General features: G+C 65.9%; 17 protein-coding genes. 9 read left to right on the top strand and 8 right to left on the bottom strand.

All coding sequences use genetic code 11. The features are described from left to right. The first annotated feature begins 297 nt into the window (after window positions 1–297). Genes ACVOKU_RS02860 through ACVOKU_RS02840 form a run of 5 tightly spaced genes read left to right on the top strand, consistent with a single transcriptional unit; the run spans window position 298 to window position 5842 of the window. Window positions 298–2553: a methyl-accepting chemotaxis protein gene (locus ACVOKU_RS02860; protein ID WP_481559014.1), complete on the top strand. Its 2256-nt coding sequence runs from the start codon at window positions 298–300 to the stop codon at window positions 2551–2553. Window positions 2554–2587: 34 nt separating this feature from the next. Then, window positions 2588–3457, top strand: coding sequence for a CheR family methyltransferase (locus ACVOKU_RS02855; RefSeq protein WP_481559013.1), 870 nt, complete (start codon window positions 2588–2590; stop codon window positions 3455–3457). Next, a complete protein-coding gene (gene cheD, locus ACVOKU_RS02850) occupies window positions 3454–4050 on the top strand; it encodes a chemoreceptor glutamine deamidase CheD (protein ID WP_053519995.1) in 597 nt (198 codons plus the stop codon). The genes ACVOKU_RS02855 and cheD overlap by 4 nt, the downstream gene beginning before the upstream one ends. Further along, window positions 4047–5120 carry a protein-glutamate methylesterase/protein-glutamine glutaminase gene (locus ACVOKU_RS02845; protein ID WP_481559012.1) on the top strand — a complete coding sequence of 358 codons (1074 nt, stop codon included), beginning with the start codon at window positions 4047–4049 and terminating at the stop codon, window positions 5118–5120. Before cheD ends, ACVOKU_RS02845 begins: the two co-directional genes overlap by 4 nt. Before the next feature lie 47 nt (window positions 5121–5167). After that, complete coding sequence (locus ACVOKU_RS02840) at window positions 5168–5842, top strand: hypothetical protein (protein ID WP_481559011.1); 675 nt, start codon at window positions 5168–5170, stop codon at window positions 5840–5842. 748 nt (window positions 5843–6590) lie between these two features. Here ACVOKU_RS02840 and acnB read toward each other — a convergent pair. The 8 genes from acnB to ACVOKU_RS02800 form a co-directional block, all read right to left on the bottom strand. Next, window positions 6591–9182 carry a bifunctional aconitate hydratase 2/2-methylisocitrate dehydratase gene (gene acnB / locus ACVOKU_RS02835; protein ID WP_193396858.1) on the bottom strand — a complete coding sequence of 864 codons (2592 nt, stop codon included), beginning with the start codon at window positions 9180–9182 and terminating at the stop codon, window positions 6591–6593. A gap of 51 nt (window positions 9183–9233) precedes the next feature. Then, window positions 9234–9632, bottom strand: coding sequence for a type II toxin-antitoxin system VapC family toxin (locus tag ACVOKU_RS02830; protein ID WP_053519993.1), 399 nt, complete (start codon window positions 9630–9632; stop codon window positions 9234–9236). Between the two features lie 6 nt (window positions 9633–9638). Next, window positions 9639–9863, bottom strand: a complete 225-nt coding sequence (locus tag ACVOKU_RS02825; protein ID WP_053519992.1) for an AbrB/MazE/SpoVT family DNA-binding domain-containing protein — start codon at window positions 9861–9863, stop codon at window positions 9639–9641. A 122-nt stretch (window positions 9864–9985) separates the two neighbouring features. Next, the gene (locus tag ACVOKU_RS02820) at window positions 9986–11422 is read right to left on the bottom strand and encodes an OprO/OprP family phosphate-selective porin (RefSeq protein WP_481559010.1); all 1437 of its coding nucleotides are present in this window, start codon (window positions 11420–11422) and stop codon (window positions 9986–9988) included. 113 nt (window positions 11423–11535) lie between these two features. Next, complete coding sequence (locus ACVOKU_RS02815; RefSeq protein ID WP_053519990.1) at window positions 11536–12312, bottom strand: ABC transporter permease; 777 nt, start codon at window positions 12310–12312, stop codon at window positions 11536–11538. Then, the gene (locus tag ACVOKU_RS02810; protein WP_164152601.1) at window positions 12296–13129 is read right to left on the bottom strand and encodes an ABC transporter ATP-binding protein; all 834 of its coding nucleotides are present in this window, start codon (window positions 13127–13129) and stop codon (window positions 12296–12298) included. Before ACVOKU_RS02810 ends, ACVOKU_RS02815 begins: the two co-directional genes overlap by 17 nt. 13 nt (window positions 13130–13142) lie before the next feature. Then, window positions 13143–14198 (bottom strand): ABC transporter substrate-binding protein, encoded by a 1056-nt coding sequence (locus tag ACVOKU_RS02805; RefSeq protein WP_053519997.1) that lies wholly within the window; start codon window positions 14196–14198, stop codon window positions 13143–13145. Between the two features lie 77 nt (window positions 14199–14275). Further along, on the bottom strand, window positions 14276–15397 hold the full coding sequence (locus tag ACVOKU_RS02800; protein WP_481559009.1) for a 4-oxalomesaconate tautomerase: 1122 nt from the start codon (window positions 15395–15397) through the stop codon (window positions 14276–14278). Window positions 15398–15506: 109 nt separating this feature from the next. Between ACVOKU_RS02800 and ACVOKU_RS02795 the strand changes: the two genes are divergently transcribed. The 4 genes from ACVOKU_RS02795 to ACVOKU_RS02780 all read left to right on the top strand — a co-directional run bounded on the left by ACVOKU_RS02795 (window position 15507) and on the right by ACVOKU_RS02780 (window position 20649). Next, window positions 15507–16409: a LysR family transcriptional regulator gene (locus ACVOKU_RS02795; protein ID WP_053519987.1), complete on the top strand. Its 903-nt coding sequence runs from the start codon at window positions 15507–15509 to the stop codon at window positions 16407–16409. Window positions 16410–16581: 172 nt separating this feature from the next. Then, window positions 16582–19335, top strand: coding sequence for an aconitate hydratase AcnA (acnA, locus tag ACVOKU_RS02790; protein WP_053519986.1), 2754 nt, complete (start codon window positions 16582–16584; stop codon window positions 19333–19335). A gap of 307 nt (window positions 19336–19642) precedes the next feature. Further along, complete coding sequence (locus ACVOKU_RS02785) at window positions 19643–20017, top strand: type II toxin-antitoxin system Phd/YefM family antitoxin (RefSeq protein WP_053520391.1); 375 nt, start codon at window positions 19643–19645, stop codon at window positions 20015–20017. Then, entirely contained in the window at window positions 20017–20649 is a 633-nt protein-coding gene (locus ACVOKU_RS02780; RefSeq protein ID WP_065175621.1) for an ATPase, read from the top strand. The genes ACVOKU_RS02785 and ACVOKU_RS02780 overlap by 1 nt, the downstream gene beginning before the upstream one ends. The last annotated feature ends 18 nt before the right edge of the window (window positions 20650–20667 follow it).

Raw genomic sequence — 20667 nt, 5'->3', positions numbered from 1 at the left:
GCGCCATCGAGCCCCCATGGATGGGTTCACGGCGTGTCCTGCCTGCCCACCCCGACCCGGCCAAACCGTAGCACCCCATCGCCATGACCTGCCGTTGCCGTTGCTGTTGCAGTTGCCGTTGCCGTCGCTTCAAAAGCCTGCCGCAGGCAGCGCCGCAGCCGCCGCTGCAAGGAAACCTGAATGCGTTCCGGCACGCCACCTCAATCCCGCGCGACCGCGGCCGATAACGGGGGTGTCATGGTGTATTCCGCCGTGGCCGGCTCGCGCCGCCCGCCTGCTTCAAACTGGTCCTGCTCGATGAACCTCATGCATCGCTGGCAACACTACTTCAGCAATCTCTCCGTCCGGCGCAAGCTCAATCTGCTCACGCTGCTCATCGCGCTGGGCGTGGTCGCGCTGTCGGTGATCGCCGCCCGCATGCAGTACCTGGACCTGACCGAAACGCGCAAGACCTCGCTGAAGACCCAGGTCGAACTGAGTTACGGCATTGTCCAGCACTACCACCGCCTGGCCGGTACCGGCGAGCTCAGCGAAGAGGCAGCCAAGGCCGCCGCACTGCAGGCGTTGGAGAGGATGCGTGCCGAGAACGACACCTACTACTACAACGTCTACGACACCGGCTACCGGGTACTCATGCACCCGTTCCGCAAGGACCTGGTCGGCAAGGACATGAAGGATTTCCGCACCGATGAAGGGGTGCGCATCTATTACCAGCAAGTCGAGGCAGCCAAGGCCGGGGGCGGCTTCGTCGACTACCGCTGGGCCAAGCCCGGCAGCGAAGGCACCGTCGGCAAGATCGCCTATGCCGGGCTGTTCGCGCCGTGGAACTGGGTCATCAGCAGTGGCGTCTACACGGACGACGTGCAGAAGCAGGCCCTGGTGTTCACCACGATCATGGCGATCTCCGGTGGCGTGGTGGTTCTGATCGTGCTGGCCTTGAGCTGGCTGATCGGCAACCGCATCGCGGTACCGTTGAAGCAGGCTACGGCCGTGGCCGAAGGCATCGCCGCTGGCAGACTGGACAGCCATATCGGCCCGCAGCCGCATGACGAGCCCGGCCGCCTGCTCGACGCGATGTCCGCCATGCAGCGGCAGCTGCACGCCGTGATCGGCGGCCAACGCGAGATGGCACGTCGCCACGATGCCGGTGAACTCAGCTACCGCATCGATGCCAGCGCATTCCCCGGCGAGTATGGGCTGATGGTGCAGGAGACCAATGCGCTGGTCGGCGGCCACGTGCAGACCCTTCATGATGTGCTCGATGTCGTCCAGCAATACGCCGTCGGCGATCTGAGCCGTGATATCGCCCGCTACCCGGGCGAGAAGGCGGCGATGACCGACGCCGTCGATACCGTCAAGGACAACCTCGGCCGCATCAATGCCGAGATCAAGCAGCTGGCCGGCGCCGCCGCTGCCGGTGACTTCAGCCGCCGTGGCGACGCACAGCGCTTCGATCACGATTTCCGCGCCATGCTGGAAAACCTCAACGCGATGATGGCAGTCAGCGATGAGAACCTCGGCAAGCTGTCACAGCTGCTGTCAGCCATCGCCGAAGGCGACCTGACCGCCCGCATGCAGGGCGACTACCAGGGCGTGTTCGCACGCATGCGTGACGATGCCAATGCCACCGTCACCCAGCTGACCCGCATCGTTGGCCAGATCCAGGCCAGCGCCTCCAGCATCACGCTGGCCGCCGGCGAGATCGCCTCGGGCAACAACGATCTGTCACGCCGCACCGAACAGCAGGCCGCCAACCTGGAAGAAACCGCCGCCTCGATGGAGGAACTGACCTCCACCGTGCGCCAGAACGCCGAGCACGCCCGCCAGGCCAACCAGCTCGCCATCGGCGCCCATGGCGTCGCCTCCCAGGGCGGCGAAGTCGTCGGCCAGGTAGTCACCACCATGTCCGCCATCGAAGCCTCCTCGAAGAAGATCGCCGAGATCATCAGCGTCATCGACGGCATCGCGTTCCAGACCAACATCCTGGCCCTCAATGCCGCGGTCGAGGCCGCCCGCGCCGGCGAACAGGGCCGCGGCTTTGCGGTGGTCGCCAGCGAAGTGCGCACCCTCGCCCAGCGCTCGGCCGCTGCCGCCAAGGAGATCAAAGGCCTGATCGACGACTCGGTGAGCAAGGTCGCCGATGGTTCTGCGCTGGTGCACAAGGCCGGCGCCACCATGGGCGAGATCGTCGCCTCGGTGCAGCGCGTGACCGACATCATGGCCGAGATTTCCGCGGCCTCGCAAGAACAGAGCGCGGGCATCGAGCAGGTCAACCAGACCGTGGTGCAGATGGACGAGACCACCCAGCAGAATGCCGCGCTGGTGGAGGAAGCCACCGCCGCTGCACGGGCGATGGAGGAACAGGCCGCGCAGCTGGCCGATGCCGTGGCGATCTTCCGCCTCGACAACCAAGTAGCCGCCGCAGTGGAGGCGGTGGCCGCACGGGTGGAGCCATCGGTAACGGCCGACACGGCACGCGCGCGTGCGCCGGCCGCGCCGGTCCGCCGCGCCCACACTCCCCCCGTCGTCGCCAGCGACTGGCAGGAATTCTGAGAACCCGCGGTGGCTGCGGCCACCGCCCACGCCGATGGACACGTCCCCCGTGCATAGTCCCAGCCCCATCGTCACCGGCCCGCGCGAGTTCGAGTTCGCCGACCGGGATTTCCGCCGTGTCTGCGACCTGATCTACCAGCGGGTAGGCATCGCCCTCGCGCCCGCCAAGCGCGACATGGTCTATGGCCGCCTGTCGCGTCGCCTGCGCACACTCGGCATGCGCAGCTTCCAGCAGTACCTCGACCATCTGGAACAGGAAGGTGGTGACGAATGGCAGGCGTTCACCAACGCCCTGACCACCAACCTCACCTCCTTTTTCCGTGAGCCCCACCATTTCGACAAGCTGCGCGAGGAACTGCGGCAGCGCTCCGGCCACGCCCCGCTGCTGCTGTGGTCCTGCGCCGCATCCACCGGTGAGGAACCCTACTCCATGGCGATCACCGCGTGCGAGGCGTTCGGCAGCCTGAAGCCGCCGGTCCGCATCATCGCCACCGATGTCGACACACAGGTCCTGGCCACCGCAGGCCGTGGCGTGTACGCCATCGACCGCGTCGCCAGCCTCGATCCGGAGCTTCGCCGCCGGTATTTCCAGCGTGGCAGTGGCCCCAACGAGGGCCAGTGCCGGGTACTGCCCGCACTGCGCGAGCTGATCGAGTTCCGCCCGCAGAATCTTCTTGCCCCGCGCTACGACGTTGGCGGCCCGTTCGATGCGCTGTTCTGCCGCAACGTGATGATCTATTTCGACAAGCCGACCCAACGCGCCATCCTTGGCCGGCTGGTGCAGCATCTCACCGATGATGGACTGCTCTACACCGGCCACTCGGAGAACTACCTGCACGCGGCCGATCTGATCCAGCCCTGTGGCCGCACCCTGTACCGCCGCGCGCAGGGGGCCGGGGCATGAACGCCTCGCTGCGCACCGACGAGGTGATGCGCTACCAGGATGCGCGCTTCCAGACCCTCGCCGCCAAGCTGTTGCCGACCCAGTACCTGGTGGTCGACGACACCACTGCGCTGACCACCACGCTGGGCTCCTGCGTGGCTGCGTGTCTGCGCGATCCGGTGCTGAAGATAGGCGGCATGAACCACTTCCTGCTGCCGGAAGGCAATGCCGGCGACGGCGCGCCTGCACGCTACGGCAGCTATGCGATGGAGCTTCTCATCAACGACATGCTCAAGCGCGGTGCGCACCGCAAGCGCCTGGAAGCCAAGGTGTTCGGTGGCGCCAACGTGCTCAAGGGTTTCACCAGCAATCCCGTGGGCACCCGCAACGCCGAGTTCGTGCGCCAGTACCTGCAGGCCGAGCATATTCCGATCATCGCCGAAGATCTGTGCGGCATCCATCCACGCAAGATCTGGTTCTTTGCCGATACCGGGCGCGTGGTCGTGCAGCGTCTGCCACATGCCCACGAAGCGGAAGTGGCCGCCACCGAATCGGCAGTGCGTGCCCGTCTGTCCAGGGCCCCGGTCACCGGTGGCGTGGAGCTGTTCGAATGACCCTGACCGGCAACGCCCCCTGCCGGGTCCTGATCGTGGACGACTCCGCCGTCGTGCGGCAGATGCTGACCGAGATCCTCTCCAGCGATCCGGCCATCGAGGTGGTCGGCACCGCCGCCGATCCGCTGCTGGCACGCGAGAAGATCAAGCGCCTCGCTCCGGACGTGATCACCCTGGACGTGGAAATGCCGCGCATGGACGGGCTGGCCTTCCTGGAAAACCTGATGCGCCTGCATCCCTTGCCGGTGGTGATGATTTCTTCGCTGACCGAGCGGGGGGCCGACACGACCCTGCAGGCGCTGGCACTGGGTGCCGTGGATTTCATTTCCAAGCCGAAGCTCGATGTGGCGCGCGGACTGCAGGGCTATGCCGAAGAAATCATCGGCAAGGTGAAGATGGCCGCACGCTCGCGGGTGCGGCCGCTGCTGCGGGCTGCGGCACCGAAACTCACCCTGGATGCGGCACCGGCATCGCGCTCGGTGGCACCACAGTTCCGCACCACCGACCGCCTGATCGCGATCGGTTCGTCAGCCGGTGGCACCGAAGCCCTGCGCGTGGTGCTGGAAGGCCTGCCCGCCGATGCACCGGCGGTGGTGATGACCCAGCACCTGCCGGCCAGCTTCAGCAGCGCCTTCGCCGAACGCCTCGACCGGCATTCGGCCATGGCCGTGCGCGAGGCCAGCGACGGCGAAGCCGTGCTGCCCGGCCATGCCTATCTGCCGCCGGGCGGCAGGCACCTGCGGATCATCCGCGATGGTGCGCGCTGGCGTTGCCGCGTCGATGACGGCCCAGCCGTGAACCGGCACAAGCCTGCGGTCGATGTGCTGTTCCGTTCGGTGGCCCAGAGTGCCGGCGGCAATGCCATCGGCGCCATTCTCACGGGCATGGGCGATGACGGCGCGCGCGGCCTGCTGGAAATGCGCCAGGCAGGCGCTCCGACGCTGGTGCAGGATGAAGCCACCAGTGTGGTCTGGGGCATGCCCGGCGCCGCGTTCAAGCTCGGCGCGGCCGAGGAACAGGTGCCGCTGGAACGGATCGCCGAGCGCCTGATGGCATTGGCGCGCGCCTGACAAACCCAACATTGCAGAGTGACGCATCGAATCGCACATGAAAGAACATGGAGGAAGCACGATTGAATAACGGAACTTCGCGCCCAACCGATGACCTGGATGCGCTCCTTCTCCAGATCTACTTCCACGAGCTCGATGACCGTGAGCGCATATTCACCCGGCTTCAACTGAACTTTGGTCTCTATGCAACGGCCATTGCTGCAGCCGCATACATGTCAAGAATGATGGACTACAGCGCGAGCCAGGTCGGGATCACTCTCTTCTACGTTTCATTAGGCGTCTTCACCATTCTGTTGGCTGCTTCGATCTATTTCACCGCAACGGCACTTTCCGGGGTTACCTACACGACCTTCCCAAGTGCGACAGCGTCCGTCACCTATCGAAATTCGGTGCAGCTCATTCACTCCGATACGAGTGGAGCAGTCAAGCCGAACATTGCTTCCAATGAGGTGGCGTTGTACATATCGGATTCAATCGCACGATGCACGGATCTGAATCGACGGGTCAATGATTTCCGAAAAGCAGCGAATCGCAGGGCATTGATGCTGCTGCTTTACGCGTCCGCCCCATTACTTGTCTCTGCGGTGCTGTTCATCGCATTCGATCTTGATGCATCCTCTCCACGAAAGAAGACGCCGGCCGAAGCACCGACGACATCGAGTAATGCCGCTCCCCAACAGCCGCAATCACCTGCCAACATACCTCAAGGAATTCTTACATGAGCGACCCCAAAGACAGCGCTTCGAGCACCCCTCCCGCTCCCCCGCCGTCGCAGCCGAACCCCGTTGCGAATGTCTTGATCACGCCGGTTCGCCCCCCGCTTCAAACGACGATGGAGAGCTACCATGAGCCTCTACCGTCGAAGAACAATCTTCTGAAGGATGACTTCTGGGAGTGAAAGACCGAGGGATCGGCGTTGATCTTCCCTCCCGTTCGCCAATGTTGAAGCGTCGCGCCGGGCTCTGCCCGGCCTGGCTTGCACTCTGGGTTCGCACACCGCCGAATGGGGCACGTGGTGAGAGACGACGGATCGGTAGGGTTGATCGACAGAGGACTGCAAGGAACGATTCCACAGGCGATAACGCATGACCTGACACGAAGGTCGCGTCTCCGACACAGGTCCATGCGTCAATGCACCGATCCACGTTATCGGCACTCGGCTGATAACCGACCGTACCAGCATCGGGCATCGTTCATTCAAAGGCACAGGCCCACCTGTACGCAATGCGTACGAAGATTTTGGTCGCAGATGCAATGGCAGTTCCCGTGGCCACCGATGCCCCCCCCCAAACCAGAAGACCGTTGCACACCGGCTGTTCGCCTGAATCCAACCGCGGACACGCATGGCGTGTCTCTACCTGGAGCCGGCACCGTGAAGCCACATGACGCAATGCGTGAATTGCAGTGCATGAAAAAGGCCCCCGGAAACATCCGGGGGCCTTCGTTCAACACATCAACCGATCACGAGACTCAGGCGGCGACCGTATTGGCCACGTCCTGGTATTCCTCGATCTGGTCGAAGTTCATGTAGCGGTAGATCTCGCTGCCGCTGGCGGCGATCACGCCGACGTCGGCCATGTACTCTTCCTTGGTCGGGATGCGGCCCAGACGCGAGCAGATCGCGGCCAGCTCGGCCGAACCCAGGTACACGTTGGTGTTGCGGCCCAGACGGTTCGGGAAGTTGCGGGTCGAGGTCGACATCGCGGTGGAGCCTTCGCGGATCTGCGCCTGGTTGCCCATGCACAGCGAGCAGCCGGGCATTTCCATGCGCGCGCCGGTCGCACCGAAGGTGCCGTACACGCCTTCCTTGGTCAGCTCGGAAGCGTCCATCTTGGTCGGCGGGGCCACCCACAGACGGGTCGGCAGGTCGCGCTTGCCTTCCAGCAGCTTCGCGGCCGCACGGAAGTGACCGATGTTGGTCATGCACGAACCGATGAACACTTCGTCGATCTTGGCGCCGGCCACTTCGGACAGGGTCTTCACGTCGTCCGGATCGTTCGGGCAGGCCACGATCGGCTCGTGGATGTCGGCCAGGTCGATCTCGATGACGGCGGCGTACTCGGCGTCGGCGTCCGGCTCCAGCAGCTGCGGGTTGGCCAGCCAGGCCTCCATCTTCTCGATGCGACGCTGCAGCGAACGCGGATCCTGGTAACCCTCGGCAATCATCCACTTCAGCAGGGTGATGTTGCTGGTCAGGTACTCGATGATCGGCTCCTTGTTCAGGCGCACCGAGCAACCGGCGGCCGAACGCTCGGCCGACGCGTCGGAGAGCTCGAACGCCTGCTCGACCTTCAGCTCCGGCAGGCCTTCGATTTCCAGGATGCGGCCGGAGAAGATGTTCTTCTTGCCAGCCTTGGCAACCGTCAGCAGGCCCGACTTGATCGCGTACAGCGGAATCGCGTTGACCAGGTCACGCAGGGTCACGCCCGGCTGCATCTGGCCCTTGAAGCGCACCAGCACCGATTCCGGCATGTCCAGCGGCATCACGCCGGTGGCGGCGGCGAAGGCCACCAGGCCCGAGCCGGCCGGGAACGAAATGCCCACCGGGAAACGGGTGTGCGAGTCGCCGCCGGTGCCGACGGTGTCGGGCAGCAGCATGCGGTTGAGCCAGCTGTGGATCACGCCGTCGCCCGGACGCAGCGAGATGCCACCACGGGTGGAGATGAACTCCGGCAGCGTGTGGTGGGTCTTCACGTCCACCGGCTTCGGATACGCGGCGGTGTGGCAGAACGACTGCATGACCAGGTCGGCCGAGAAGCCCAGGCAGGCCAGATCCTTCAGCTCGTCACGGGTCATCGGACCGGTGGTGTCCTGCGAGCCCACCGAGGTCATCTTCGGTTCGCAGTAGGTACCCGGGCGCATGCCCTGGCCTTCCGGCAGACCGCAGGCGCGGCCGACCATCTTCTGTGCCAGCGAGAAGCCCTTGCCGGTGTCGGCCGGCTGCACCGGCAGGCGGAACAGGGTGGTCGGGGCCAGGCCCAGCGCTTCGCGCGCCTTGCCGGTCAGGCCACGGCCGACGATCAACGGAATGCGGCCGCCGGCGCGCACTTCGTCGAACAGCACTTCGGACTTCACTTCGAACTCGGCGATCACTTCGCCGTTCTTCAGTGCCTTGCCGTCGTACGGACGCAGTTCGACAACGTCGCCGTGCTCCATCTTCGAGACATCCAGCTCGATCGGCAGCGCGCCGGCATCTTCCATGGTGTTGTAGAAGATCGGGGCGATCTTGCCGCCCAGGCACACGCCACCGGCGCGCTTGTTGGGGATGTAGGGGATGTCGTCGCCGGTCCACCACAGCACGCTGTTGGTCGCCGACTTGCGCGAGGAACCGGTGCCGACCACGTCGCCGACGTAGGCCACCAGGTGACCCTTGTCCTTCAGCGACAGGATCTGCTGGATCGGGCCGCGCTTGCCGTCTTCTTCCGGAGTGAACGGCGCGTCATCGCGCTTGTTCTTCAGCATCGCCAGGGCGTGCATCGGAATGTCAGGACGGGTGGTGGCGTCCGGCGCCGGCGACAGGTCGTCGGTGTTGGTTTCGCCCGGCACCTTGAACACGGTGATGGTCAGGCTCTGCGGCACTTCCGGCTTGCTGGTGAACCACTCGGCGTCGGCCCAGCTCTGCAGCACGGCCTGGGCATTGGCATTGCCGGCCTTGGCCTTGTCCTGCACGTCGTGGAACGCATCGAACACCAGCAGGGTGTTCTTCAGGCCGTCGGCGGCGATGGTGCCGACGCTGGCGTCGTCCAGCAGCTGCACCAGCGGGGCCACGTTGTAACCGCCCAGCATGGTGCCCAGCAGCTCGGTGGCGCGCTCGCGGCTGATCAGCGGGTTCTGCTCGCTGCCCAGCGCGATCGCGGCCAGGTACGAGGCCTTGACCTTGGCGGCGTCGTCCACGCCGGCCGGCACACGATGGGTCAGCAGGTCGAGCAGGAACTCGGCCTCGCCCGCCGGCGGGTTCTTCAACAGTTCAATGACGTCTGCCGTCTGCTGGGCGGTCAGCGGCAGCGGCGGGATGCCAAGCGCGGCGCGCTCGGCTACGTGGTGGCGATAGGCTTCCAACATGACAACTCCCGGGTAATGCGGTTATGGAACAGTGAAAGGAATGCAACGGGCTCAGGCGTGCGGCACGATCAGCTTCAGGCCCTTGAAGTAGTCGCGGTAAAACGTGTCGTTCCAGGTGATGAGCCCGTCGCACTGCAGCAGTGCATGGGCCCCCACCATGAAGTCGTCCAGGCTGCGGCGCTGGGTACCACGCTGGCGGTGGCGGCGATGCATCTCGCCGGCGCGCAATGCCGATTTGGCTTCCAGCGCGTTGAAGTGGACGCCCATCTCTTCCAGCGCTTCCAGCACCTCGGCCCCGCCGCGCAGGCTGGCGCAGACTTCGGCCAGGGTTGCCCCGCACACCACCACCTTGCCGCCGACTAGGCTCTGCCGCAGGCAGGCCTCGACGGCGTCGGCCTGCGGGCCATTGCTCAGCAGTTCGACCAGCACAGGGGAATCGACGGCGATCATCACGGCTTAGTCCTCGTCGCGCACCGCGCGTACGGCGGCGTCGGCGGAATCAAAGCCGTCCAGCGCGAACTTGCCGCGCGCCCGTGAAATCGCGTCGTCGACACTCTTGCGCAGAATGATGCGGCTGCCGTCCAGTTCGACCTTGAGCTGGGTGCCCTTGGTCAGGCCCAGGGCGTCACGCACAGCTTTGGGCAGGGTGATCTGACCGCGTTCGGCGACAGTGGCTTCCATGGGTAGGCCCTCTTCGGTATGTACGAATTATACATACTCAAGGCGTCATACCGCCAGCCGATCCCCCTTCACGGCAATGCCGGCACGTGGCCGGCATTGTCCGTTCAGCTTGATGCCTTCACTCAGAACGCAACCTGCAGCCGGGTATTGACCGTCGTGCCCTCGTCCTTGCCGCGCACCGCACCGGTGGGGTTGTCGGTCTGCCAGCGGATCACGTCGAGCATCACCCGGCTGTAGTCGTTGAGATACCAGTTGGCCCCCACCGTCCACGCATGTCCGGTACCGCCGGTCGGCAGTTCCGAGTAGTCCACGTCCTCGTAGCGCGCGCGCAGTTCCCATGTGCCCCGCCCGCCACGGGTGACCGGATCGGCCACCTTGACCCGGCCCCAGGTGCCGGTCTTACCCGAGTACGCCGGGCTGGCCCCGCCAAGGAACCAGCCGGCGGAAACCGCCCAGGCCTGGTGATCGAGGTCGTAGCGGCCGCTGGCATCGGCGCCGCGCAGGTTGCGCGTGCCCCACTCGCCCGTGGCCCAGCCCTGGCCAAAGAAGCCCGCCGCTTCCACACCGTAGGCGGTGCTGCGATCGGTGCCGACCAGCGTGCCCGGTGTGATCTTGACCAGGTCGTTGAAGTGGCCGGCAATGGCGGAGCTGCGCAGCACGCCCGAGGAGCCTGCGGCGATCTCTTCGTGGAACGCCCACGCCCCCAGATGCACGGTCGCGGCCTTGCTGTCGATCGGGTTCCAGTGGACGCGGGTGGCCCAGGTCTGGCTGTCGTTGTTGTCGCCGGCATTGTTGAGGTCGTTGCCGGCCACCGACAGGCTGGCGTGCCAGCCCTTGCCGTACACGCGCTCGGTGAGGCCGACGCCGAACAGGCCCCGCTGCGGCAGCATCAGCGTGCCCACCACGTTGCGGTCCGGGAACGGCGTGTTGGAGGTGCTGCTGGAGCCATCGATGCCGCGGTCGTTGAGCCGGTTGCCCACGGTGAGGTCGGCAGGCAGGCCGAACAGCCTGTGGTCCACGGTGGCATACACCGACTTCCACGCCACCTCGTTGTCAGCGAAGTCGCCCTCCACCACCCAGCCGAGCGTGCCGTAGCGGCCCTCCGCGCCCAGGCGCACCGAACGGATCTCGGTACCGGAGATGTTGCGGTCGCTGCTGGACGAGCCGTCGGTGCTGGAGCCGTCCACGAACAGACGACCGCGCGGGCGGAAGATCACGTTGCCGTCAGCGCTGCTGAATTCCGGCGCGCCCTTCGACCACGACACCTTCGGCGCCTTGGACTGCTGGGTTTCCAGCGCCGCAACACGGGTTTCCAGGGCAGGCGCAGGAGGGGCAGCCGCCGCGTTGCCGGCGGTCGTACCGACGCCTTCCAGCGCATCCAGTCGCGACTGCAGTTGCTGGATCTGCTGCGCCTGCTGCTGCACCAGCGCGGCAAGTTCGGCCTGGCTCAGCGGGGCCGGTGGGGCCGTGGCGGCCTGTGCTCCGGCATGGCCGCTGGCCAGCAGCAGGCCAAGGGCGACCGTCAGCGCTGCACGCGGCAGCACGGGATGGCTATGCATGGTGTTCTCTCCAGCCAGCCGGCCCCCTGGCCTGGCGCTGGCCCGTTGCGATGATGCGGGGGAATTACGGAAGGGCGCGCCGCCGGATCATTCCAGCGGCGCGCCAGGCAGGCTCAGCTGGTGGCCTGGGCCTGGGCGTTTGGACGCCAGGTGATGAGCTTGTTCTCGACCACGTCGAGCAGTGCATCGATGACCAGCACGAAGGCGGCCAGGATGATGATGCCGGCGAACACGCCCACGGCATTGAAGTTGCCTTCTGCCTGCGCGATCAGGTAACCCAGGCCCGCCGAGGCACCCAGGTATTCGCCGATGATCGCGCCGACCACGGCAAAGCCCACCGAGGTGCGCAGCGAGGACAGGATCCAGCTCGCCGCCGCCGGGAAGTACACGTGACGCAGCAGGTCACTGCGGCTGGCGCCGAGAATACGGGCATTGGCCAGCACCACCGGGTTCACTTCGCGCACGCCCTGCATGGCATTGAAGAACGTGGTGAAGAACACCAGCGTCACCGCCAGTGCCACCTTCGACCACAGCCCCAGACCCAGCCACAGTACGAAGATCGGCGCCAGCACCACGCGCGGGATGGCATTGAAGCCCTTGATGAAGGGATCGAGGATGCGCGCCGAGCGCCGGCTCAGGCCCAGCCACACACCGCCTGCAACGCCCAGCCCGGTACCGATGAGGTAGCCCAGCGCGGTTTCGGTCAGGGTGATGTACACGTGCTGGTAGAACGAGGTATCCGACAACCAGTTCCACGCCTGCTGGGCGATGGCCGTGGGCGCGGGGAAGAAGAACGGGTCGATCCAGCCCAGCGCGATGCCGCCTTCCCAGCCACCGAACACAGCGATGACCAGTGCGATCTGGATGAAACGGTCAGTCCTGGCGTGCATAGCTCTTCTCCACTTCGCCGCGCAGGCAGGCCCAGATGTCGCGGTACAGGTCGGTAAAACGTTCGTCGAGCTTGATCTCGGCAACGTTGCGGGGGCGTTCCAGGTCCACATCGAAGCTGCGCACCACGCGGCTTGACGGACCCGAGGACAGCACCACCACGCGGTCGCCCAGCGCGATGGCCTCTTCCAGGTCGTGGGTGATCAGGATCACCGAGCGACGGTCTTCCTGCCACAGGCGCAGCAGTTCGTTCTGCATCAGATGGCGGGTATGGATGTCCAATGCCGAGAACGGCTCGTCCATCAGGATCACCTTGGGCTCCACGATCAGGGCCTGCGCCATCTGCACGCGCTTGCGCTGGCCGCCGGAGAGCTGGTGCGGATAGCGGTGCTCGAAGCCGGTCAGGCCGACCTTGGCCAACCAGGTGGTGACCTTCTGCCGGCGCTCGGCTTCATCGACGCCGCGGAACTTCAGGCCCAGTTCCACGTTCTGGAAGGCGGTCTTCCACGGCAGCAGCGCGTCCTGCTGGAACAGGTAGCCGACGGACGCCTGCACGCCATTGACGGCGCGTCCGTCGATGCTCACGTCACCGGCGCTGGGCTTGAGCAGGCCCGCCACGGAATTGAGGATGGTGCTCTTGCCGCACCCGGTGGGACCGACGATGGCGAGGAACTCGCCATTACCGACCTGGATATCGACATCGCGCACGGCGGTGAAGTCACCGAAGGACATGGTCACCTTGTTGATGGCGACCATGGTCTGTGCGGGCTCCAGCTGCGGCGCGCCATTGAACTGGCGCACGGTGGCATTGAGGGCCATGGGTTATCTCCGCTTACGGTTGGGTTGCCTGCGTCGCGGCGCTGGCGCGTTCGACGAAGGCATTGGTGTAGGTCCGGGACAGGTCGATGTCCGCGTTGGCCACGTCCTTGTTGAACTCGCGCAGCACCTTCAACGGCGTTTCCAGGTCCGCGGGCGTGAAGTGGCCATCGGTGGTGAAGATGGCGCGGGCGTTCTCCACGGCGCGCGCGTAGGTGGCGCGGTCGCCGGAGACGTAGCTGTCCGGCAGCGCAGCGACGATGTCCTCGGCACTGTTGTCGGCGATGAACTTCAATGCCATCTGCTCGGCGCGGGCGATCTTCTCGGCTGCTTCAGGACGTGCCTCCAGGAAGCTGCGGTTGGCGTACATCACCGAGGTGGGATAGAGACCGCCGTACACCTGGCGTGCCCCCTCGTCGCTGCGCGCATCGATGATGATCCTGCCGACCTTGCGCTCGGTGATCAGGGTCGCGGCCGGATCGTAGTTGACCAGCAGGTCGATCTTGCCCTGCTCGAGCGCGGCCACCGCTGCCGCACCAGAACCCACGCCGATCAGCGAGATGCTGTCCACCGGGATGTCGTGCTGGGCCAGGAAGTGGCGCACGAAGAAGTCCGATGACGAACCCGGGGCGGTAATGCCGATCTTCTGGCCCTTGATGGTCTGCGGGCGCGCCGGATCGAAGCTGGCATCCTCGCGGCCGGCCATCACCAGGCCCGAATTGCGTGAGAGCAGCACGAAACCGACCACGTCCTTGTGCTTGGCCTGCATCTGGATGGTGTGGTCGTAGAAGCCGACCGCCACGTCGGTCGAATTGGCGACCAGGGCCTGCAGCACCTTGGAGCCGCCCTGCGCGAAGTTCTCGGTCTTCACCTGCAGGCCGACGTCCTTGAAGTAGCCCTTGGCGTCGGCGATGAAGAACGGCAGGTTGTTGAGATTGTAGGAACCGACGCTGATCCGCACCGGCGCATTGTCGCCGCCGGGCGCCGAGGCCCCGCTGGCATCGTCTTTGCCGCAACCGGACACGGCCAGGCTCGCCGCGCACAGCGCGGCCATGAAGAACTGCTTGTACATCATCCCTCCCAGGAGTGAAGCATTTGCGTTGTAGTGGCCTGGCCACGCGCTTCTGCGCGGCCCCGACCGGTTTCAGGTCATGCCGCTGAGGTCCATTGGCGGGCTTCGGTGGAATGGGTTTCGGCAGTGGCGGGCGAAGTCGCGAACACGCGCCCTTCGAACAGGCGGCGCGCGGTACGGACCACGCTGGCAACGACCGGCGCATCGTCCGAGCTGCGGCTCAGGCCCACTTCCAGCAGGCCGCTCGGATGTTCGAGGGTAATGCTGCCCGGCATCGGCAGGCATCCGACGAAAGTGTTGGCCAGGGTGCCGGGCGTGACCGCGGCGGTGGCCAGGCCGACCGCACCGGTGATGGCAAGCGCGGTGTGGCACTGGTGGGGCATGAAGTAGCGCACCTGCAGGTCGCCGCCCTGCTGCGGTGCGGAAAGCAGCACCGGCTTGGGAATCACCTTGCTGCCCGCATCGGCGATGCCCATGCGCGTACCTGCCTCGATGCGCATCGCTTCCAACTGTGCCAGCAGCGCGTGATCCGCATTCAGTTCCGCCGGCGAGGCGTCACCGCGGACACCCAGATCGGCCGCGCGCACCATCATCATCGGCATCGCGCAATCCACCAGGCTGACGGCGATGCCGTCGATCATATCCTGCGGCCGCCCACTGGGCAGCAGCCGGCCGGTACGTGCACCGGCCGCGTCGAGGAAGGCCAGGCGGACCGGCGCGGCAGCGCCAGGCGCGCCCGCGATCCGCGTGTCGCCCCGGTAAGCCACCTGGCCGTTGGGGGTTTCCACCGTGGCCACGATCAGCTTGCCGGTGTTGACGTTGTGGATGCGCACCTCGGTGCGTGGGTGGCGCGCAGGAACCAGCCCGCGTTCGATCGCGAAGGGACCGACCGCCGCCAGCATGTTGCCGCAGTTGGGGGTGGTATCCACCACCCGCTGCTCGACCCGGACCTGCGCGAACAGATAGTCGACATCGGCATCGGCCCGGCTGGCGGGGCTGACGATCGCCACCTTGCTGGTCAGCGCATTGCCACCGCCGATGCCATCGATCTGCAGCGGATGGCCCGAGCCCATCACCTCCAGCAGCAGCTGGTCGCGCAGGCCGGCGTCGGCCGGCAGGTCCGAGGCCAGGAAGAACGGCCCCTTTGACGTGCCGCCACGCATGAGGACGCAGGGGATACTGAGCAGATCGTTCGACATACGTGTGCTAGATTGATGCGTATAGGGGATGAATGACCCCTCTGTGATTCGATACTGGCATGAGCCGGATTGATCTGTGAATTGCTGATTTTTGGATGATTGATACCGTATGAGCATCAATTGCGAAATCCTCGATCTGCGCGCGTTCCTGCTCGTCGCCGAGACGCGCAGCTTCCATCGCGCCGCTGAAACCCTGCACGTCTCGCAGCCCGCGCTCAGCCGCCGGATCCAGAAGCTGGAGCAGGCCGTCGGCTCGCCGCTGCTCGAACGCACCACGCGCAGCGTCAGCACCACCGCGGTCGGCGAGAACCTGCTGCCGCTGGTACGGCGCATGCTGGAGGAATTCGATGGTTCGCTGTTCTCGCTGCGCGGGCACGACGACACGCGCGGCGCCACGGTCACCATCGCCTGCCTGCCCACCGCGGCGTTCTACTTCCTGCCCAGTGTCATGGCACGCTTCCACGACGCGCATCCGCACGTCCGCTTCCGCATCCTCGACATTCCCGCCACCGAGGGACTGCAGGCAGTGGAACGCGGCGAAGTGGAGTTCGGCATCAATTTCATGGGGGCCAACGATCCCAACCTGGATTTCGATGTACTGGCCGAGGACCCGTTCGTGCTGGCCTGCCGCCGCGATCATCCGCTGGCCCGCAAGCGCCGCGTGGAATGGGCCGATCTTGCCCAGCACCAGCTGATCACCGTGCATCGCACCAGTGGCAACCGGACCCTGCTCGATGGCGCCCTCGCCCGTGAGAACCTGAAGCTGAGCTGGCATTACGAAGTGACCCACCTGTCCACCTCCCTGGGCATGGTCGAGGCCGGGATCGGCGTGTCGGTGCTGCCGAAGATGGCTACCCCGGACGGCGACCATCCCATCCTGGTGACCCGGCCGATCGGCAATCCGGTGGTCTCGCGCACCATCGGCATCGTGCGCCGCCGTGGTGCCCTGCTCTCGCCCACGGCCGAACGCTTCCTGCAGATGCTGATGAGCCAGTGGCGGGGCAAGCCGTGACATCGGCACTACATACAGCCATGTAACCTTGCGTCCTGCGCCGAGGACGTTCCCGGCCGCGCCGGCTCCGCCATACTGGCGGGGATCCGGTGGCGGAGAGCCCCGGCATACGCAAGCAGGTCCGTCCATGCACGGGCCACTGCAAGCCATCCGCAAGAAGGAGTCATCCCGCATGAGCGATTCGTTCTCCACCCGCAGCCAGCTGGACGTCGGCGGCAAGACCTACGACTACTTCAGCCTGCCCACACTGGGCCAGCGCTTCGACATCTCCCACCTTCCCTACTCGATGAAGATCCTGCTGGAGAATCTGCTCCGGCACGAAGACGGCGGCGTCACCGTCGGCAAGGAGCACATCGAGGCCGTTGCCCGCTGGAGCCCGGCAGCCGAGCCCGACACCGAAATCGCCTTCATGCCCGCGCGCGTGGTCCTGCAGGACTTCACCGGCGTACCGTGTGTCGTCGATCTGGCCGCCATGCGCGATGCGGTGGTCAAGCTGGGTGGCAAGCCGGAACAGATCAACCCACAGATCCCTTCGGAACTGGTGATCGACCATTCGGTGCAGGTCGATGTGTTCGGCAAGCCGGACGCGCTCGATCTCAATGGCAAGATCGAATTCCAGCGCAACCAGGAACGCTACGGGTTCCTGCGCTGGGGCCAGAAGGCGTTCGACAACTTCAAGGTGGTGCCGCCCAACACCGGCATCGTCCACCAGGTGAACCTGGAGAACCTGGCCCGCGTGGTGATGACCGCGGACAAGGATGGCAGGGCCGTGGCCTACCCGGACACCGTGTTCGGTACCGACAGCCACACCACGATGATCAACGGCATCGGCGTGCTTGGCTGGGGCGTGGGCGGCATCGAAGCCGAAGCTGCCATGCTGGGCCAGCCGTCGTCGATGCTGATCCCGCAGGTGGTCGGCTTCAAGCTCACCGGCCGGCTGCCTGAGGGCGCCACCGCCACCGACCTCGTGCTGACCGTCACCCAGATGCTGCGCAAGCTGGGCGTGGTCGGCAAGTTCGTCGAATTCTATGGCGATGGCCTGCAGCACCTGCCACTGGCCGACCGCGCCACGATCGGCAACATGGCACCGGAATACGGCGCCACCTGCGGCATCTTCCCGATCGACGCCGAATCACTGAACTACCTGCGCCTGTCCGGTCGCAGCGAAGAACAGATCGAACTGGTCGAGGCCTACGCCAAGGCGCAGGGCCTGTGGCACGAACCGGACAGCCCCCATGCCCAGTACAGCACCACGCTGGAGCTGGACATGGGCACGGTGAAGCCGTCGCTGGCCGGACCGAAGCGCCCGCAGGACCGCGTGCTGCTGGAAGACGTGCAGAAGAACTACCGCGAAGCGCTGGTCGGCCTCACCAGCAACCGCGACAAGCGCAGCGACGATGTGGCCTCCTTCCTCAACGAGGGCGGCGGCACCGCGGTCGGCAACGAACAGCTGGCCAAGGGCTTCGCCGACATCGAGATCGAAGGCCGGAAGGTCCGCCTGAAGGATGGCGCGGTGGTCATCGCCGCGATCACCTCCTGTACCAACACGTCCAACCCGGCGGTGATGATCGGTGCCGGCCTGCTGGCGCGCAACGCGGCGGCCAAGGGCCTGGATCGCAAGCCCTGGGTGAAGACTTCGCTGGGCCCAGGCTCGCGCGTGGTCACCGACTATCTGGAAAAGGCCGGGGTGCTGAAGGAGCTGGAGAAGATCGGCTTCTACGTGGTCGGCTACGGCTGCACCACCTGCATCGGCAACTCCGGCCCGCTGCCGACCGAGGTCAGTGCCGGCATCGCCGCCGGTGACCTGGTGGTGACCTCCGTGCTGTCGGGCAACCGTAATTTCGAAGGCCGCGTGCATCCCGAAGTGAAGATGAACTACCTGGCCAGCCCGCCACTGGTGGTCGCCTACGCCATCGCCGGCACCACCGACATCGATCTGACCACCCAGCCGCTGGGCACCGGCAGCGACGGCCAGCCGGTCTACCTGCGCGACATCTGGCCGAGCAACAAGGAAATCGGCGATGTCATCGCCGCCACCATCGGCCCGGAGATGTTCAAGCAGAACTACGCCGACGTGTTCAAGGGCGATACGCGCTGGAACACCATCGCCTCGCCGGACGGCAATCTGTACGAGTGGAGCGATGACTCCACCTACATCAAGAACCCGCCGTACTTCGACGGCATGACCATGCAGACCGGCAGCATCGACGACGTGCATGGCGCGCGTGTGATGGGTCTGTTCGGCGACTCGATCACCACCGACCATATCTCGCCGGCCGGCAACATCAAGAAGGATTCGCCCGCGGGGCGTTACCTGCAGGCCCGGGGCGTGCAGCCCGCCGACTTCAACAGCTACGGCAGCCGCCGCGGCAATGATGACGTGATGGTCCGCGGCACTTTCGCCAACATCCGCATCAAGAACCTGATGTTCGGCGGCGAGGAGGGTGGCAACACCTTGTACTACCCGGCCGGCGGTGGTCAGCCGGAGAAGCTGGCGATCTACGACGCGGCGATGAAGTACAAGGCCGACAAGGTGCCGCTGGTCGTGCTGGCCGGGAAGGAGTACGGCACCGGTTCGTCGCGCGACTGGGCCGCCAAGGGCACCCTGCTGCTGGGCGTGAAGGCGGTCATCGCCGAGAGCTTCGAGCGCATCCACCGCTCCAACCTGGTCGGCATGGGCGTGCTGCCGCTGCAGTTCCGCAATGGTGAGAACGCGCAGTCGCTGGGGCTGGATGGCTCGGAAGTCATCGACATCACCGGCCTGGAGGACGGTGCCAGCAAGCGCGCCACGGTCACCGCGACCCGGGCCGATGGCACGCAGAAGCGCTTCGAGGTGTCGGTGATGCTGCTGACACCGAAGGAAGTGGAGTACTTCCGCCACGGCGGCCTGCTGCAGTACGTGCTGCGCCAGCTGGCTGCCCGCTGACCCGGCGCGCGGCATCCGGCGGGCGGAAGCCCGGCCCCGGCGTCACCGCCGGGGCGCTGCGGAGGCGCGCGAACCGGTGGTTCGCAACCGCGCCTCCTCGCCCACCACGGCGGCCTGCTGCAGTACGTGCTGCGTCAGCTGGCTGCCCGCTGACCCGGCGGGCCGCATCCGGCGGGCGGAAGCCCGGCCCCGGCGTCACCGCCGGGGCCGAATCGCCCATGAATCATATTTTTGATATTTTTCACCATTCATGCAATTTGCATGAAACAGGCGTAAGGTGATCGCACAGGTCCCCTGGAGCACCGCCATGCTGCACGCCCCCGTCCGCTTCGACCCGATCAACGAGCTGACTCACACCACCGCCTCGTCGGTGAAGGAACATTGGCGCAAGGTCATGCAGGAAGTGCGCGACCAGCACATGGTCGTGGTCACCAATCACAACGAACCGCAGGCGGTGATCGTTTCCATCGAGCAGTACCGCGCGCTGCAGGCCAAGGTCGAAGCGCTGGAAAGCTCGCTGGAGGAACTGCGTGGGCAGGACCCGGCCCTGGCGGATCTGCGTGCCGGCTTCGACCAGCGCCTGGCGGTGCTGCAGCACGCCCAGGCTGGTGATGCCGCACGCGCGCTGCTGCGTCGCCCTGCCCGCCTGAAGGGCCAGGTCAAGGCGGGCACGGGCCACTGATGCCACGCCCGTTCCTGTATGTGCTTGCCGGCGTCAATGGCGCCGGCAAGAGTTCGGTGGGCGGCCACGTGCTGCGCGAAGCCGGCCTGGAATGGTTCAACCCCGATACGTTCGCCCGCGGGCTGCGCGAGCGGGCCGGCCTGGACGCCATGGAGGCCAATGCCGAAGCCTGGCAGGAGGGTGTCAACCGTATCCGCGACGCCCTGGATCACGCCCGCAACCATGCCTTTGAGACCACGCTGGGGGGCAACTCGATCACCGCCCTGCTGCGTGAGGCCAGCCGCACCCATGACGTGCTGATGTGGTTCTGTGGACTGTCCAGCCCGGAGCAGCACATCGCCCGGGTACGCGCACGGGTGCAGGCCGGTGGCCACCCCATTTCCGAAGTCGACATCCGCCGCCGCTGGCCGCTGGCGCAGCAGAACCTGATCGGGCTGATGCCGGTGCTGGCGCAGCTGCAGGTCTACGACAACAGCGCCGACGCCGCGCCGGGCGAGGCCGTGCCCGATCCACAGCTGCTGCTGCAGATGGAGGACGGCCACCTGCAATGGCCGGCCGCCGATGACCTGCAGCAGCTGCAGCGCACGCCCCCGTGGGCGACAGCCCTGCTGGAAGCCGCCCTGCGCCTGTAGTGCCAGGGGCCGGCAGTC

The organism is Stenotrophomonas sp. STEN147 (assembly GCF_056757995.1).
The sequence above is the reverse complement of the archived record's forward strand: the minus strand, read 5'-3'. Positions and strand labels throughout refer to the sequence as shown.

Bases quoted from the DNA above. Each gene is read 5' to 3' on its own strand.
- ACVOKU_RS02805 (WP_053519997.1), bottom strand. From the start codon at position 14,198: ATGTACAAGCAGTTCTTCATGGCCGCGCTGTGCGCGGCGAGCCTGGCC.
- cheD (WP_053519995.1), top strand. From the start codon at position 3,454: ATGAACGCCTCGCTGCGCACCGACGAGGTGATGCGCTACCAGGATGCG.
- ACVOKU_RS02830 (WP_053519993.1), bottom strand. From the start codon at position 9,632: ATGATCGCCGTCGATTCCCCTGTGCTGGTCGAACTGCTGAGCAATGGC.
- acnB (WP_193396858.1), bottom strand. From the start codon at position 9,182: ATGTTGGAAGCCTATCGCCACCACGTAGCCGAGCGCGCCGCGCTTGGC.
- ACVOKU_RS02810 (WP_164152601.1), bottom strand. From the start codon at position 13,129: ATGGCCCTCAATGCCACCGTGCGCCAGTTCAATGGCGCGCCGCAGCTG.
- ACVOKU_RS02800 (WP_481559009.1), bottom strand. From the start codon at position 15,397: ATGTCGAACGATCTGCTCAGTATCCCCTGCGTCCTCATGCGTGGCGGC.
- ACVOKU_RS02815 (WP_053519990.1), bottom strand. From the start codon at position 12,312: ATGCACGCCAGGACTGACCGTTTCATCCAGATCGCACTGGTCATCGCT.
- acnA (WP_053519986.1), top strand. From the start codon at position 16,582: ATGAGCGATTCGTTCTCCACCCGCAGCCAGCTGGACGTCGGCGGCAAG.
- ACVOKU_RS02845 (WP_481559012.1), top strand. From the start codon at position 4,047: ATGACCCTGACCGGCAACGCCCCCTGCCGGGTCCTGATCGTGGACGAC.
- ACVOKU_RS02855 (WP_481559013.1), top strand. From the start codon at position 2,588: ATGGACACGTCCCCCGTGCATAGTCCCAGCCCCATCGTCACCGGCCCG.
- ACVOKU_RS02785 (WP_053520391.1), top strand. From the start codon at position 19,643: ATGCTGCACGCCCCCGTCCGCTTCGACCCGATCAACGAGCTGACTCAC.
- ACVOKU_RS02780 (WP_065175621.1), top strand. From the start codon at position 20,017: ATGCCACGCCCGTTCCTGTATGTGCTTGCCGGCGTCAATGGCGCCGGC.
- ACVOKU_RS02860 (WP_481559014.1), top strand. From the start codon at position 298: ATGAACCTCATGCATCGCTGGCAACACTACTTCAGCAATCTCTCCGTC.
- ACVOKU_RS02825 (WP_053519992.1), bottom strand. From the start codon at position 9,863: ATGGAAGCCACTGTCGCCGAACGCGGTCAGATCACCCTGCCCAAAGCT.
- ACVOKU_RS02840 (WP_481559011.1), top strand. From the start codon at position 5,168: ATGGAGGAAGCACGATTGAATAACGGAACTTCGCGCCCAACCGATGAC.
- ACVOKU_RS02820 (WP_481559010.1), bottom strand. From the start codon at position 11,422: ATGCATAGCCATCCCGTGCTGCCGCGTGCAGCGCTGACGGTCGCCCTT.
- ACVOKU_RS02795 (WP_053519987.1), top strand. From the start codon at position 15,507: ATGAGCATCAATTGCGAAATCCTCGATCTGCGCGCGTTCCTGCTCGTC.